The sequence below is a fragment of the Actinoplanes sp. NPDC049118 genome (genome assembly GCF_040648555.1).
In the GTDB taxonomy this organism is placed as follows: domain Bacteria; phylum Actinomycetota; class Actinomycetes; order Mycobacteriales; family Micromonosporaceae; genus Actinoplanes.
The window spans coordinates 172372-187255 of sequence record NZ_JBEZDY010000018.1; the positions used below are offsets into that span (position 1 = coordinate 172372).

Sequence of the window (14884 nt, forward strand, 5' to 3'; positions counted from 1 at the left end):
AGCGGCCATGAGTGACGGCCGGACACAGGATGAACGGGGGATGTCGTTGCGGTATGTATGTCGCCGTGATGCCGCGGACCGTGCGAACTCGGCGGGGGTAGCGTCGAACCATGGACCTGCCGTTGCTGGAGCGGATCCGCCGCGGGCTGGTCGGGGCCGGGGAGGTGCTCGACGGTCCGTACGGACGCCGGCGCATCACATACGCCGACTACACCGCGTCCGGGCAGGCGCTCGACTTCGTCGAGGACTTCATCCGGCAGCAGGTGCTCACCCGGTACGCCAACACCCACACCGAGGCCTCCACCACCGGCCTGCAGACCGGCGCCCTGCGGCAGGAGGCCCGGGAGATCATCCACCGCAGCGTCGGCGCCGGCCCCGGCGACGTCGTGATCTTCTGCGGCACCGGGACCACCGCGGTGATCAACAAGCTGATCGCCCTCCTCGGCCTGCGGCTGCCGGAGGGCCTGGACGACCGGTACGACCTCGCCGGCCGCATCCCGCAACGGGACCGCCCGGTGGTCTTCGTCGGGCCCTACGAGCACCACTCCAACGAACTGCCCTGGCGGGAGACCATCGCCGACGTGTTCGTCGTCGGCGCCGACCCGGACGGCCACATCGACCTCGACGACCTGCGGCGCCGGCTCATCCGGTACGCCGACCGGCCGCTGCGCATCGGCGCGTTCTCGGCCGCGTCGAATGTCACCGGCCTGCTCACCGACACCGCGGCCGTAGCGCGGCTGCTGCACGAACACGGGGCACTTTCGGTGTGGGACTACGCGGCGGCCGGCCCGTACCTGGAGATCCGGATGCGCGAGTCCGCCGCCGGCCGCGGCGACCACAAGGACGCCGTGTTCCTGTCCCCGCACAAGTTCGTCGGCGGCCCGCAGACCCCGGGCGTGCTGGTCGTGAACCGCGCGCTACTGACCAACAGGGTGCCGACGGTCCCCGGCGGCGGGACGGTCGCCTTCGTCGATCCGGCCACCCACCGCTATCTCGACGACCCGGTCGCGCGGGAGGAGGGCGGAACCCCCGGGATCGTGGAGTCGATCCGGGCGGGCCTGGTCTTCGCGGTCAAGGACGCGGTCGGCACCCGGGCCATCAGCGTCCGCGAGCGGCAGCTGTGGCTGCGGACGCTGGACCGCTGGGCCGGGGAGGACCGGATCGAGGTGCTCGGTGACCTGCGCGTCGAGCGGCTGTCGATCGTCTCCTTCCGGATCCGGGCCGGCACCCGCTACCTGCACCACAACTTCGTGGTCGCACTGCTCAACGACCTCTTCGGAATCCAGGCGCGCGGCGGCTGCTCCTGCGCCGGCCCGTACGGGCACCGGCTGCTCGGCATCGACGAGGCGCACTCCCGGGAGTTCCAGGCCGAGATCGTGGAGGGCTGGGAGGGCATCAAGCCGGGCTGGGCGCGGATCAACCTCAACTACTTCATCTCCGACGCCGTCGCCGGCTACCTCGCCGACGCGGTCGCCCTGATCGCGCGCGACGGTCACCGCCTGCTGTGCGACTACCGCTTCAACCCGCGTACGGGTCTGTGGCGGCACGCGGCCGGCACCCGGCTGCCCGTACGCCTCGCCGACCTGCGGCTCGGCGCCGACGGCGTCGTCGGCCTGCCCGAGCCGGGCCCCACGCTGGGCGAGGACGTCTACGCCGGCTACCTCGAGGAGGCCCACCGGATCATGGCCACCCGACCGGAGCCACCCGACGGCGAGGACCTCGACCTCCCGCCGAACTTCGAGAAACTCCGCTGGTTCCCCCTCCCGTCGACCTGCCTCACCGGCCGCTAGAAAGGACCCGACGTGGCCAAGGACGCTGAAGCGCTTGCCGGATTCGGGTATGAGCTCGGGCTGCTGAAGCGTGTCCGGCGCTCCGGATGCTGGATCGACTCGGCGCGCAATGATCTCAGTACCGAGACCGGCCGGCGGATCGCCGAGGCGGGCCGTCAGGCTTTCGCCGCTCTCCTGGCGCGACCGCTGACCGGACCGACCGGTCAGGCCTGGTCTGGACGGGGTTCGAGGACCACCACGGCGGTCTCGGTCGGGCGCCGCGCCGCGTAGCCGTCCAGGTTTCCGTTTATGTCGCGCCAGCGCGACCACAGGCGGGAGCGTTCGTCGCCCACCGCGGCGCGGCCCCGCACCGCCCGCGTGCCGTCGGCGAGAACGACCGTCACGTCCGGATGCGCCTGGAGGTTGAGCCACCAGGCGGGCTCGGCCTCGCCCCAGCCGTTCATGGCGAGTGTGACGAGGTTCGGGCCGTCCTCGAAGTAGCCGAGGATCACGCTGCGCTCCAGGCCGCTGCGGCGCCCCCGGGTGGTGAGGCGCAACGTGCCCCAGCGGCCGGTCTTCGGTCGCCCCAGCCCCATCCGGCCGCCGGTGACGCGGTACACCGCGCGGTGTACCGCCCAGGCGAGCCGGATGAACCAGCGCGGCGGAAGCCACGGCGACTTCGGTTTGCGGTCGTCCGGCATGGTGCACCCCCGGCCCACGTTAGGGGCGCGGCGCAAGCGCTGCTCTGGGGTCCCGGATGGCGAAACCGGCCGCGGGCCCGCGGGCGCCGCCGTAGCGTTCGGTAGGTGCGCACGCTCGTGTTCTCGGTCGCCGTGGTGCTCCTGGTCAGCCTGTTGACGGTGCTGGTGATCCTGCGCCGCAGCGGCCACCGGGAGCCGGACCTGCTGGCCTCGCACCTGCGCGCACTCGACGGTTCCGGGCCGGACCCGGTCCGCCGCCCGGCTACGGCTTCGGGTCCCGGGTTTCCGCCCGGCTTCCACCTGGATCCGCACCGCCCCGCCGGGCCCCGGGAGCCTGCGCCGGACACGCCCCGGGCGGAGCAGGCCCACGAGCTGCTCCGCCGGGTGCGTGAGCTGGCCGACGACGGCCGCCGGGCGGAGGCGGTCCGGCTGCTGCGGGACGTGACCGCGATGAGCGACCGCGAAGCGGGGGAGGCGGTCGCACGGCTGGTCGCGCCACCCCCGCATTGACCGGGATCAGCCCGCGGTGTAGTCCGTGAGGATGCCGTGGTACTGCCGGGCGGTGTCGTCGAGGCCGCGCTGTACGCCGACCTTGCCCTGCAGGATGCGGCCCAGGTTGGTCTCGAACGGGGTGTACAGCTCGCCGCCCTTGGCGACCGCGGGCCGGGCGCGGGCGATCGCCAGCACCGGCTGGAAGCCGGCGATGGTGGCGTTCTCCTTGACCTCCTCGGTGTATGCCGAGGCGCGGGTGGGCAGGGTGCCGTTCTTTGCGGCAGCCTTGGCCTGGCTCTCGCTGGAGTTCAGGAACCGGATGAACTCGTACGCCGCGGCCGAGTTCTGAGACCTGGCGTAGACCACGAGGTTCTGGCCGCCGGTTGGCGCGCCGGCGGTGCCGGAGGCTCCGGCCGGAACCGGCGCGATGCCGAGGTTGGCCTTGTTCTTGAACGCCGGGCCGGACTGGGCGTCCGCGACGGACCACGGCCCGTTGATCACCATGGCGACCTTGCCCTCCTTGAAGGCGGTCTGCATGCCGCCGTACAGGTCGGCGAAGTTCGGTTTCACGGCCGCGCCGGAGGCGATCAGGTCCTGCGCGGTGTGGATCGCGGCGGCGACCTTCGGCGAGGTCACGGTGATCTTCTTGTTGTCGGCGTCGACCCAGTCGGTGCCCTCGCCGTACAGGAAGGGCAGGAAGAAGTAGGCGCCGGTGTTGAGGTAGAGGCCGTCGGCGCCGGTCTTGGCCTTGACGGCCCGGCCGGTGGCCTTCAGCTCGGCCCAGGTCTTCGGCGGGTGGGCGACGCCGGCCTTGGTGAGCAGCGCCTTGTTGTACAGCAGGGCGAGGGTGTCGGTGACCTGGGGCGCGCCGTAGACGTGGTCGCGGTAGACCGTGGTGTCCAGCGGGCCGGGCAGGAAGTCGGGCTCGTCGTGGAGGGCGGCGGTGCCGTCAAGCGGCGCGATGGCCTCTGCGGTGGCGAGGGCCGGGATGGCGCCGCCGTCGATGCGCAGCACGTCCGGGGCGTCCTTGCCGGCGGCGGCGGCCGCGGTGAACTTCGCCTGCGCCTCACCGAAGGCGACGTAGACGTGATTGACCTTCACCTTGGGGTGGTCGGCCTGGAATGCCTTGATCAGCTCCTCGTAGACCGGACCCTCGGCCTTGGGGTCGGAGGTGTCCCAGTACGTGACGGTGCCCGCCACCTCGGTGGCCTGCGCCGCGGCGCCCTCCGGCCCGCCGTCGGGCGCGCTGCACGCGCTGAGAGCGAGTACGCCAACGACGGCGAGCGCCGACAATCCTGCACCACGCATGGTGTCCACCAGTCCTTCGAGCCGAGTGCCTTGTCTGGACCGACTCCGGCCCCTCACAGCCGTTCCATCGGGTGGCGGTTGCTCGATATGACTATCCCGACGGCGATGTGAGTATCAACATAAAGTCACAGTTAACTCACTCTCTGTCGGTCGGTTGCCGATGGGTGGGCGGAGGGTCCGCCCGGTGCGGACGCCGCCCGCCGGGCTGCCCGGCCGACCGGGAACACGCACATGCCGGGTACCCGCCGGCGAGCTGGAACGCGAGGGACACGCACCTATGAAGGCCAACGCCGCTATCAGCCGCGGGCTGCCGCGCCGCAATCCCACCCGGCTCGTCGGGACGTGGTTCGCCAACCGCCGGCTGGCCACCAAGATCATGCTCGCCGTGGGTTCGGTGGCCCTCGGCACCGTGATCGTCAGCGTCTTCGCGATGACCCGGATGGCGAACCTGAGCACCAGCCTCGACCAGATGCGCTCGGTCAACGTGGCGGGTCAGGAGCGTCTCGACACCGTCCGCAAGGGCGTCCAGCTCGCCAACGGCGACCTCGCGGCGTACCTGGCCGCGCACGGCATCGACGCCAAGGCGCAGGTCGTCGAGCAGGCCAAGAAGAACGGCGCCGACCTGGACAAGGCGCTGGAGCAGTACCGGGCCGGCATCAGCGCGGACGACCCGCGCCAGGCGGAGATCGAGAAGTTCAGCCAGGCCTGGGCCGACTACCAGAAGGTGCGCGACAGCTGGGTGTTCGAGGCCGGCACCACGCCCGGACCGTCGGTGATCCTGCAGTTCCGGCAGAACGCCGACCGGATGAGCGACGCCCTGAGCGCCCTGATCGCCAGCGAGCGGGCCACCGCCGACGCCGCCGCCGACCGGGGGCGCAGCGAGTACCGCACCGCGCTGGCGGTCACCATCGTGCTGACCCTCGGCGCGCTCCTGCTGGGCCTGGTGCTGTCCCTGATGATCGCCCGCCCGATGGTCCGGCAGCTGCGCGAGGTGGCCTCGGCCCTGGAGGCGACCGCCGACGGCGACTACACCCACTCGCCGGAAGTGCGCAGCAACGACGAGCTCGGCCAGATGTCGTCGGCGATGCAGCGCGCCTCCGAGGCCCTGCGTTCCGTCATGGGCACCATCTCCGCCAGCGTCCACAGCGTGGCGAACCACGCCACCACGCTGACCGAGAGCAGCATGTCGATCCGCTCGCTGTCCCGTGAGGGTTCCGCACAGGCCGCCAGCGTGGCGGAGACCGCCGACGAGGTCTCCCGCAACCTGCAGATCGTCGCGGCCGGCAGCGAGGAGATGGGCGCCTCGATCGCCGAGATCGCGGGCAGCGCCAACGAGGGTGCCCAGGTCGCCGCCCAGGCGGTGGAGGTGGCCGACTCGGCCGGCCGCACGATCGCCAGCCTGGGTTCCTCGTCCGCCGAGATCGGCAGCGTGATCGCCACGATCACCTCGATCGCCGCGCAGACCAACCTGCTCGCGCTGAACGCGACAATCGAGGCCGCCCGGGCCGGCGAGTCCGGCAAGGGCTTCGCCGTGGTCGCGGGCGAGGTCAAGGACCTCGCGCAGGAGACGGCCAAGGCCACCGAGGACATCTCGCGCCGGGTGCAGGCCATCCAGACCGACACGGAGCGCGCGGTCGCCGCCATCGCCGAGATCGGCGAGATCATCAGCCGGGTCAACGGGCTGCAGGCCACCATCGCCTCGGCGGTGGAGGAGCAGAGCGCCACCACCAGCGAGATGAACCGCAGCGTCGGGTACGCCGCGGCCGGCGGCGCCAGGATCGCCGGCAACGTCGACGGCCTCGCGGGTGCCGCCGAGGCCACCGCCCGCGGCGTCGAGGACAGCCAGCAGGCCGCGGCCCAGCTGGCCGAGCTGACCAAGGAGCTCGACGCCATGATCGGCCAGTTCCGCTTCTGAGCCGGGCGCGGCGCGTCGCCGTCAGGAGTAATCGGGGCCGACACGAACCGGACTCGTACCTTCGGTCCGTTGGGGATCATCCGCTTGGTCTAGCGTTGGTTGCGGCGAGGCAACCATTGGACCAGGGAGTTCTCGGATGATCACGAAGACCGTCCGGCGTGCGTCGCAGGACAACCCGCTGACCGGCCTGCGTACCGACGCCGACGCCCTCGAGCTGCTCGTCGCCATGGCGGACCTGCCGGCGGGCCACCCGTCGCGCCCGGGCCTGCGCGCCCGGGCGATCGAGGCGTGGCTGCCCCTGGCCGGTCACCTGGCGGGCCGCTACGCCGGGCGCGGTGAGCCCGACGACGACCTGCTGCAGACCGCGGTGGTCGGGCTGATCAAGGCGGTCGACAAGTTCGACCCCGGCCTCGGCACGGACTTCGCCGGCTACGCCATCCCGACCGTGCTCGGCGAGATCAAGCGGCACTTCCGGGACCGGACCTGGGCCATCCGGGTGCCGCGGCGCCTGCAGGAGCTGCGCCGGGCCATCACCGCCGCGAACGGCACCCTGACGCCGGGCCTCTGCCGCTCGCCGACGGTCGCGGAGATCGCCGCGCACCTCGGGATCACCGAGGAGGAGGTCCTCGAGGGCCTGGAGGGCGCCCGGGCCTACGACGCCGCCTCGCTGTCGGTGCCGGTCGCGGACGGGGACGGCAGCGAGCTGGGGGAGACCCTCGGTGGCGAGGACCACGGCTTCGAGCTGGCCGAGGCGCGCGTCGCGCTCGGTCTGGCACTGGCCTCGCTCGACGAGCGCGGGCAGCGCATCCTGACCCTGCGGTTCTACGGAAACCTGACCCAGACGGAGATCGCCCAGCAGGTCGGCATCTCGCAGATGCACGTCTCCCGGCTGATCGGCCGGGCGCTGGCCGAGCTGCGCGGCCGGCTCGACCCGTACGCGGCCTGAAGTCCTGCTCGCGAACGGGTGGGCCGGAGCTCGCGGCTCCGGCCCACCCGGGGCGAAGGTGCTGAATTACGGGGCCGGGTAGTCCGGCACGTACACCGGGACGCCGATCTTCGTGGTGTCGGCCGCGTCGCCGACGCCGTTGACGACGTGGTCGATGACGCCGGCGCTGAGGTTGACCGTCATGATGTGGTGCAGCTTGACGCCCGGGCGGTCCGGCACCTCGAAACCGTTCTCGGTGTGGATCGCCGGGTTGTTCTGGTTGAACACGTAGACGCCGGCGCCGTACAGCTTGTGGTTGCGGACCTTGCTGGCGACCTTGTAGCCGGCCCAGCCCTCGGTGCCGTTGTCGTTCATCCAGTCCGCCTGCGTCGGCGGGTCGTACGGCAGCTCGTTCTGGTAGAGCACCGTCGTGCCGTTGTTGCCGTTCCAGATGGTGTTGTACTCCTGGAAGTGCTCGACGAACAGGCCGGTCGCGGTCACGTTGTCGCCGTTGATGATGGCGCCGTTGCGGCCGATGTTGGTGCGCCAGCGCTGGGTGTCGCCGTTCACGCCCCCGGTGAAGCCCTCGACGCCGTGGTCCGCGCGCCACACCCAGGTGTGGTCGATGAGCACGTTGTCGCTGTTGACCTCGAGCGCCACGTCGGCCTTGCCGATGTGCGGGCCGCCGACGCGGAAGTACACGTCGGACAGCGTGGTCGGGTTGGCCGCCGAGCTGAGCCCGATGCCGTTCTTGTTGCCGACCTGCAGCAGCGTGCGCGACTCCTTCGTGCCCGCGTCGATGGTGACGCCGGCGACGACGACGCCGGGCACGTCCGCGACCTTGAGCGGGGTCGAGCCGTTGACGGCGGTCAGGGTCGCGTGGCCGATGCCGAGCACCACCTGGTTGGGGCGCCAGACGTTGATGCTGTGCGCGACGTCGTACACCCCGGGGGTGAGCAGCAGGTGCTTGCCAAGGGCGAGGTTGGCGTTGATCAGCCACACCGGGTCGGACGGCTTGGCGACGAAGAAGTCGCTGAGTGGGACCGTGCGGCCCGGGGTGAGCCCGGCGGCGAAGGAGGTGCCGCTGGAGTTCTTCTGCGCGGCGGGCACGCGGACGTTGTACCGGCCCTTGGCGTCGACGAACAGGTACGGCTTCTCCCGGCTGACCGGGGTCTTCTCGAGCGTGGTGTACGGCGGGCTCGGGAACGCGGCGTCGTCCGGCGCGCCCTGCACCCCGGCGAACACCTGGTTCCACACGCCGTTGGACCAGCTGTTGACCTTGCTGTTGCGGGTCAGCCACTGCTGCTGCGAGCCGCTGATCACGTCCGGCATGTTCGAGTCGGCGATGAAGCCGCCGCTCGCGTACTGCGGGCCGGCCGTGCAGTAGTCCATCAGCGACAGGTTGCCGCCGCTGATGTCGAGCCGCCGCAGCGACACCGCCTGCGACACCGCCCAGAAGTTCGCCGAGGCCCGGCAGCCGTCCTGGCCCGCCCCGTTGACCTTGATCGACAGGTTGGAGAGCGTACGCCAGAAGTTGACAAGCGCGAGGCAGTTGCTGGTGCCGCCGTCGGCAAGGCAGCGGTTGTACACCTCGACCTTGCCGTTGATGACCACGTCGGTGGGGGACGCGCCGAGGCCGGAGATCTCGGTGTAGTAGCCGACCTTTATCTGCAGCGGCTGTTCCGCCGTGCCGTAGGTGCCGGGCTTGAACAGGAACGCGTAGCGCGCGGTGCCCATCTCGTTGTCGACCTGACGCGCGTGCGTGGCGTCCAGTGTCGCCTGGATCTGGCTGACCGGCATGCTCGGGTCGAAGACGGTGACGTTGGCCCCGAGGTTCGGCCCGGACGTCCCCGGCAGCGGGGCGGCCTCGGCGGCCGCACCGGTGAGCGTGCCGGTGGCCGTCAGCGCCAGAACGAGAGCGAGTATGCGGGCGAGACTCCGGCGCAGGGGCCGGGTCCCGGCGCGACGTCCACTGCCGGTGGGGCGTGTCGTCATGCGGTGGGGTCCTTTCTGTAACCGTGCTGCAATGAATCAGGTCACAGAAAGCGATAGACGAAGCCGCATGTCAAGCGGTGTCCCGCCGCCCCCGTACGGCATTAGCGGCTCGATCAGGACAACTCGCCTGAGTTCCGGAACCGGTTACGTACGAACGGGTAATCCGGGAAGGCTTCGCGTACCCGTGCCGCATCCGATGGCGCGGAACCCGGCGATCGCCCGCTCGCGGTGTTCCGGACCGTCGAGCCCGAGCGGGGAGCGCTGCCCCGCGGCGAGGTGGCGGCCGAGCTCCTCGTGCGCGCGGGCGAGCTCGTACGGCATCCGCAGCCGCTCGGCCTCGCGGGCGGCCCGGGCCCACGTCCGCCGGGCGCCGCGGGTGCGGCCGTCCAGCCACGCGGACCAGCCGAGACAGACGAGGGCCCGCGGCATGGCCATCGGGAACCTGCGGGCGTACCGGCGCAGCCGACGCGCGGAGCCGGCGGCGGTCGCCCGCAGCTCGGCCGGACCGGGGTGTTCGCCGCCGAGTTCCAGCAGCTCCAGGCAGATCTCGGGGACGCCGGCGTGTGCCTCCAGGGCGTACTGCTCGAACGACGGCCCCGCGCCCACCAGATCGTCGGCGGCGCGGACGGCCTGCCACGCCTGCTCCGATCGCCCGGCGGCGAGGTGCAGCCGGGCCGCGACGACGTGCGCCCGGGCGGCGTCGACGCGGTTCGCCTTCGGCAGCAGCCGGACGGCCTCGGAGTGCCAGCCCGGCAGGACCGGGTCGCCCGGGTCGGTGCGCAGGGTCGTCTCCATCAGGACCAGCAGGCCCCACAGGTGCACGACCGGATCGCGGCGGCCGGCACCCGCGGCCATGCCCTCGGCCGCCGCCGCGGCCGCCCGTTCGTGCCGGCCGGCCAGGTACCAGGCGACCGCGGAGGCCAGCAGCAGCTCGTCCGCCCATCGGTACATCGGCGTCTCGTCGCGCATGGCCAGCGCCCGGGCCGTACCCGCGTCGACCGCGGCCCAGTCGCCGGCGCCCATCCCGTGCAGGGCGCTCATGATTCCGACCCAGCAGACGGTGATCGGATTGCCGGTCCGCTCGGCCGCCGCGCGGGCGGCGCGGATGTGCCGGCGGGCGTGGCGGCGGAATCCGGCCGTGCCGAGGACCATGCCGAGGCCCGCCTGCGCCCGCACGGTCAGGTCGAGCTCCCCCGCCCGTTCGGCCTCGTTGAGCGACCGGATCGAACTCGGCAGGACGGCGAGGTGCTCGTCGCGCACCCAGTAGACCTCGCTGATCGTGAAAGTGGTCGCCGCGCGTTCCCGGGCCGCGGCGGCCGGGCGGGCGGACCGCACCCAGCGGGCGGCCAGCTCGATGGCGAGCGGCACGCCGGACACCAGCCGGCACACCCGGGCGGTCCCCTCGAGGTCGGCGCCGGTGAGGAAGCCGGGCCGCAGCAGCCGGGCCCGCTCCTCTAAGAGCTTTACCGCCGCGTAGCCGGCGGCGGCCGGGCCGGCCTTCGGCGGCGGGCAGGGCAGGCCGGGGACCTCGACGAGCCACTCCACGCCGAGCCCGAGCTGCCGCCGCGAGGTCACCAGCACCTGGATGACCGGTGCCGGTCACGGCCAGATAGAAGAGGAGGGCGGCCGCCTTGGCGGAGGCCAGCTCCACGAGTGGACGCCCGTCAACGGCCAGCTCGGCGTCGCCGAGCACCCGAACGCGTAGCTCCCGATCCGTCATCGCCACCGCCGATGTCGGGAAACCCTATCGCGAATCACGCCGCGTGGACGGCCGGCGAGCGACCGGTACCCGACAACCCCGCCCGGCCCGGCCCGGCCCGGCTCGGCTCGGCTCGGCTCGGCCCGGCCCGGCCCGGCTCGGCCCGGCTCGGCCCGTCCCGGCGCGGCTCGGCCCGTCCCGGCGCGGCCGGCCCCGCGGCTCTCCGCGGGGCCGGCCGGCGGGGTCAGGCGCGGCTGGCGGCCAGCACCACCCAGGTCAGTTCGGGATGCACGATGTCGCTGTGCGCACCGGTCGGCGCGCCGCCGCGGTGCACCACCTCGGCGGCGTCCACATTGAGGATCCGGTCGGCCGAGAACCGGTACGCGGCGCCGGCCGGCGCGATGGCGTCCAGCGCGACGTCATGGTTCTGTGCACCGTCGGCACCCATGCCACCCCACCGGTACATGGCGTCGTTCGCGCCGGCGCTGTCCTCCCGGGCCGCGAACGACGCCAGCGGGTAGAAGCGGCCCACCGCGCCGTCGTGCCGGGAGAAGCACACCGTGATCGGGCCGTCGACCCGGCGCTGCATGCCGGCGAGCGCGCCGCGCCGCCCGGCGTCGAACGGCAGCGGATCAGCGAACGCGAAGTGGGAGAAGGCGCCCTGCAGCAGCGTCACCGACTTGACGGGGGAGGGCGACAGGCCGTCGGTCAGGCCCGCGAGCGCGTAGGAGACGAGCCGCGCGCCGAAGCTGTGGCCGATCAGATGGACTCGCAGCCCGGGGGCGGCGCCGTGCAGGGCGCCGAGCGCGGGCCCGAGGCCGTTGCGGCCCACCACCCCGGAGCGGTTCTTCATCTCCCAGTAGGTCGCCTGCCGCAGCGCCTCCTTCGCGCCGTTCCACATGCCCTTCAGCCGGTCGCCGAGTCCGGCCGCGCCGCCGGAGCCGCCCGGGATCTCGACGCCGGCGCCGCGCAGCGCGTCTCGGTACCGCTCGAACAGCCGCTCGGGGCCGTCCTGCAGCATCCGCGGCCCGGCCGTCGCGCCGGTGCCCTCGCCGTCGTCCTGCGCGACGCCGGACGCGCCGAACTCCGCGAGGCAGGAGTGGAACTCGGCCAGCGCCGCGTCGGTGGGTTCGCTCTCCAGCAGCTCGGCCATCCGGTCGAGGGCACGCGTCGCCGCCGGGAAGGTCTCGCGCAGGTCGTCCAGGGTCTTCTTGTCGAGCGTCGCCGAGGAGGCCGCGGCGGGCGCCGGCGCCACCTCGGTGGCGGCCGCGGCGCCGGGGGTGGCCGCGGTCGCCGTCGCCGGCCCGAAGTCCGGGATGGGCTCGTCGGACCAGCGCTTGGACGGCCACACCACGCCGGCCAGGCCCGCGACGACCGGCGGGTTCGCGGGCGTGTTGCGCAGCTGACCCGCCAGCAGGCCGAAGAAGCCGTTGTAGAGCCGGCGGGCCGTGCGCCGCTCGTTGTTCCAGCCGTGCGCGAAGACGAACAGGTCGGTGACGCCCCTGGCGGCGACCTCCGTGAGAAGGGCGTCGCGGCCCGGGCCCTCCGGGTCCCCGTCCGCGTCGAAGGTGATCTCCCAGAACGGTAGTCCTGCGATCGAGTCGGTCATGACCTGCTCCGTTTCTCCTGCCGCGGCCACTCAGATCTTCTGTTGCAGTGCGCGCATCAGGTCTACGAGGCCGGCGCCCTGGAACTCCCGGCCGCGGCCGAGATCGGTCGCCGACTCGACGAAGATCTTCTTGACCCGCTCCGGCTGCCCGATGAACTCGCGCCGGACCGACAGCAGCGCCGCGACGGCGCCCGAGACGTGCGGCGCGGCCATGCTGGTGCCGGTGTCCTCGACGTAGACGGCCGTCTCCTCCGGCGGGTTCGCGCCGACCGCGGCGGTCAGGTTGGCGCCCGCGGCGCAGGAGGTGATCCGTTCACCCGGCGCCACCAGGTCGGGCTTGTTCCGGCCGTCGCCGGTCGGCCCCTTCGACGAGAAGTACGAGACGCCGTAGGTGTGCGGCGAGGTGCGGTGCGTCGAGCCGACGGTGATGGCCAGGTCGGCGTTGCCCGGGTCGTTGATGGTCATGCCGAGGCCGAACTTCGTCGGCGCCTCCATCGTCACGTTCACCGAGCCGTACCCGGAGTTGCCCGCCGCCACGACCACGACCACGCCGGAGCGCACCAGCCGGTCCACCTCCTGGCACAGCGGGCTCCGGCCGCACGCGAACCACTGCGGGTCGAACTCGTACCCGACGCTGAGGTTCACGCCGTGGATGCGCATCCCCTCGACGCTGTCGCCGTTGATCTCCCGCACGTAGGCGAGCGCCTGGATGATCCGGTGCACGCGGTTCTCCGGCGTGCCGGCGGAGTCGAGCGCCTTGAGGCTGACCAGCCGGGCCCGCGGCGCCATGCCGGCCACCGCCGCCGGGTCGATCGCCGTGCGCGGCACCCGCATCGGCCGCGCCGGGTTCTCGACGTTGAAGCGGCTCTCGGTGGCATAGACCTGCCGGCCCGGCTTCTCCGCCGCCCAGCCGGCGATGCTGCCCGCGATGATGCCCGCGACGTGTGTGCCGTGGCCGCTGCTGTCCTCGAGCGCACCCTGCGCGGTCGGCGGTCCGGCCGGCGGGAAGTAGCGGTGCAGGTCCTTCACGGAGTCGTCGCCGAGCGTTCCGCAGGCCGAGAAGTGCGGGTGCCTTCCGTCGATTCCCGAGTCGACGACCGCCCAGACGATGCCGCGTCCGTACGCGCCGAACGAGTTGCGCGCCGCGTCCACCTTGATGGTCACGCAGGACGCGTCGACGTGCGGTCGCACCGGGAAGTCCGGCCAGACGTGGTGGATGCTGCGGCGCGGCCAGGCGACCGGCACCGCGTCCGCGGCGACGAGCCGCTCGATCTCGGGCATGGTGAGCTCGCCCGCCGCGTAGCGCCCGGCGATGCGCACGAGGGGCTCGCCACGCGGGTTGACCCGCGCCCACAGCCGTTCCAGCCGGGCGAAGGCGTCGCCGACGCCGGACCCGAACTGCAGGTTCAGCTCGATCATGATGGCGATCGGGCCGCCGGGGTGCCGGCTCAGGTGCAGCCGCCCGCGCGCCTCGGGATCGCGCAGCGGCGTGGAGATCACGCCGGCCACGACGAACTGCTCCCGCGCGGGCGCCGGAGCCTCGCCGGTGGCGGTCGCGCCGGGCGCGGCCTTGAGGCGCCGTCGCGCGGCCGCGACGGCGCGCCGGCCGGCCGGGGTGAGCGCCGGCGGGTCGGTCGTGATCCGCTGCGCCGACTGCAGCTCCGCGATCGCGTCGGACACCCGGGTGTGCCACAGCGGCCGCGTGGAGGTGCCGGGATAGTCGCGGTCCTCCGGGGCGAACCGGTCCGCGAACAGGAGGCCGACCTCCTCCGTCACGTCCTCGACGGTGGCGCCGTCCGGCCGGTCCGCCAGGGCCACGAGCGCGCGGTCCGCCCACACTGGATCTTCGGGATTCATGGGTCTCCTCCGCGGGACACCGTAAACCCGGCGGGAGCGTATGAATGATCTCCGATCGAGTTTCCACCAATCGAGCAGAACCTGCGCCGCGACGTATCAGGCCGGGCGGTCCGCGTCTCTTGACGGCTTGCGCAGCGTGGCCTCCTGGGTGATCGGGTCGAAGGCCGGATCCGGCTCGACCACGACCTCCAGCAGCTGCGGCTCGCGGCGCCCGCGCCGAGCCACGGCCGTTCCCCACGACGCGGTCGAGCCGCCCGGCTGGTGGCCGGGCGGCTCGTGGGGTCGTGCTGGGGTGGTGTGGGTCAGGCGATCTTGACGTTGAAGATCGGGTTGGCGGCGAGTTTGCGGAACGCGGTGAGGTTGTTCTTGGTGCTGTCGATGCTGATGTCGCGGTTGCCTTCGTCGTCGTGCTTGGTGTCGAAGTAGACGATGGCCTTGATCGCGGGGCGCTTGGCGAGTTCGGGCAGGACGCTGTTGTAGCCGGCGGTCTTGTCGGTGGGCTTACCGATGCGGTGGTAGACGCCCCACTCGGCGATCATGATGGGCTTGCTGGCGTGCTTGGTGGTGGCCCAGTCGTACCAGCCCTGTCCGCCGTTGGTGGGCTTGCGGTCGAG

At 72.5% G+C, this 14884-nt stretch carries 11 protein-coding genes and 1 pseudogene; 4 read left to right on the forward strand and 8 right to left on the reverse strand.

Annotation, left to right across the window (positions count from 1 at the left end):
- The first annotated feature begins 110 nt into the window (after positions 1–110).
- Entirely contained in the window at positions 111–1790 is a 1680-nt protein-coding gene (locus AB0B58_RS27520; protein WP_360229369.1) for an aminotransferase class V-fold PLP-dependent enzyme, read from the forward strand.
- A gap of 203 nt (positions 1791–1993) precedes the next feature.
- Here AB0B58_RS27520 and AB0B58_RS27525 read toward each other — a convergent pair whose 3' ends face one another.
- The gene (locus AB0B58_RS27525; protein WP_360229371.1) at positions 1994–2470 is read right to left on the reverse strand and encodes a nitroreductase/quinone reductase family protein; all 477 of its coding nucleotides are present in this window, start codon (positions 2468–2470) and stop codon (positions 1994–1996) included.
- A gap of 105 nt (positions 2471–2575) precedes the next feature.
- Here AB0B58_RS27525 and AB0B58_RS27530 point away from each other — a divergent pair, with 105 nt between their 5' ends.
- On the forward strand, positions 2576–2980 hold the full coding sequence (locus tag AB0B58_RS27530; protein ID WP_360229373.1) for a hypothetical protein: 405 nt from the start codon (positions 2576–2578) through the stop codon (positions 2978–2980).
- A gap of 6 nt (positions 2981–2986) precedes the next feature.
- Here the strand turns inward: AB0B58_RS27530 and AB0B58_RS27535 are convergent, their stop codons facing one another.
- Positions 2987–4270, reverse strand: a complete 1284-nt coding sequence (locus AB0B58_RS27535; protein WP_360229375.1) for an extracellular solute-binding protein — start codon at positions 4268–4270, stop codon at positions 2987–2989.
- 277 nt (positions 4271–4547) lie between these two features.
- On the opposite strand from AB0B58_RS27535, the gene AB0B58_RS27540 reads away from it, so the two are divergent.
- Positions 4548–6185, forward strand: coding sequence for a methyl-accepting chemotaxis protein (locus tag AB0B58_RS27540; RefSeq protein WP_360229377.1), 1638 nt, complete (start codon positions 4548–4550; stop codon positions 6183–6185).
- A 226-nt stretch (positions 6186–6411) separates the two neighbouring features.
- Positions 6412–7131, forward strand: a complete 720-nt coding sequence (locus tag AB0B58_RS27545) for a SigB/SigF/SigG family RNA polymerase sigma factor (protein WP_360229397.1) — start codon at positions 6412–6414, stop codon at positions 7129–7131.
- Between the two features lie 66 nt (positions 7132–7197).
- Here the strand turns inward: AB0B58_RS27545 and AB0B58_RS27550 are convergent, their stop codons facing one another.
- From AB0B58_RS27550 to AB0B58_RS27575, 6 genes and pseudogenes are all read right to left on the reverse strand, one after another.
- Positions 7198–9105 (reverse strand): adenylyl cyclase, encoded by a 1908-nt coding sequence (locus tag AB0B58_RS27550; protein WP_360229379.1) that lies wholly within the window; start codon positions 9103–9105, stop codon positions 7198–7200.
- A gap of 144 nt (positions 9106–9249) precedes the next feature.
- Positions 9250–10680 (reverse strand): hypothetical protein, encoded by a 1431-nt coding sequence (locus AB0B58_RS27555; protein ID WP_360229381.1) that lies wholly within the window; start codon positions 10678–10680, stop codon positions 9250–9252.
- Positions 10681–11048: 368 nt separating this feature from the next.
- A complete protein-coding gene (locus AB0B58_RS27560) occupies positions 11049–12413 on the reverse strand; it encodes a hypothetical protein (protein ID WP_360229383.1) in 1365 nt (454 codons plus the stop codon).
- A 30-nt stretch (positions 12414–12443) separates the two neighbouring features.
- The gene (locus AB0B58_RS27565; protein ID WP_360229385.1) at positions 12444–14270 is read right to left on the reverse strand and encodes a S8 family peptidase; all 1827 of its coding nucleotides are present in this window, start codon (positions 14268–14270) and stop codon (positions 12444–12446) included.
- A 96-nt stretch (positions 14271–14366) separates the two neighbouring features.
- Positions 14367–14495, reverse strand: a complete 129-nt coding sequence (locus tag AB0B58_RS27570; RefSeq protein ID WP_360229387.1) for a hypothetical protein — start codon at positions 14493–14495, stop codon at positions 14367–14369.
- A 77-nt stretch (positions 14496–14572) separates the two neighbouring features.
- A pseudogene (locus tag AB0B58_RS27575) lies at positions 14573–14884 on the reverse strand (endoglucanase); the annotation flags it as partial.

Excerpts from the sequence above, each read along its gene's own strand:
- AB0B58_RS27540 (WP_360229377.1), top strand. The coding sequence starts at position 4,548 with ATGAAGGCCAACGCCGCTATCAGCCGCGGGCTGCCGCGCCGCAATCCC.
- AB0B58_RS27565 (WP_360229385.1), bottom strand. The coding sequence starts at position 14,270 with ATGAATCCCGAAGATCCAGTGTGGGCGGACCGCGCGCTCGTGGCCCTG.
- AB0B58_RS27545 (WP_360229397.1), top strand. The coding sequence starts at position 6,412 with ATGGCGGACCTGCCGGCGGGCCACCCGTCGCGCCCGGGCCTGCGCGCC.
- AB0B58_RS27550 (WP_360229379.1), bottom strand. The coding sequence starts at position 9,105 with ATGACGACACGCCCCACCGGCAGTGGACGTCGCGCCGGGACCCGGCCC.
- AB0B58_RS27520 (WP_360229369.1), top strand. The coding sequence starts at position 111 with ATGGACCTGCCGTTGCTGGAGCGGATCCGCCGCGGGCTGGTCGGGGCC.
- AB0B58_RS27535 (WP_360229375.1), bottom strand. The coding sequence starts at position 4,270 with ATGCGTGGTGCAGGATTGTCGGCGCTCGCCGTCGTTGGCGTACTCGCT.
- AB0B58_RS27560 (WP_360229383.1), bottom strand. The coding sequence starts at position 12,413 with ATGACCGACTCGATCGCAGGACTACCGTTCTGGGAGATCACCTTCGAC.
- AB0B58_RS27525 (WP_360229371.1), bottom strand. The coding sequence starts at position 2,470 with ATGCCGGACGACCGCAAACCGAAGTCGCCGTGGCTTCCGCCGCGCTGG.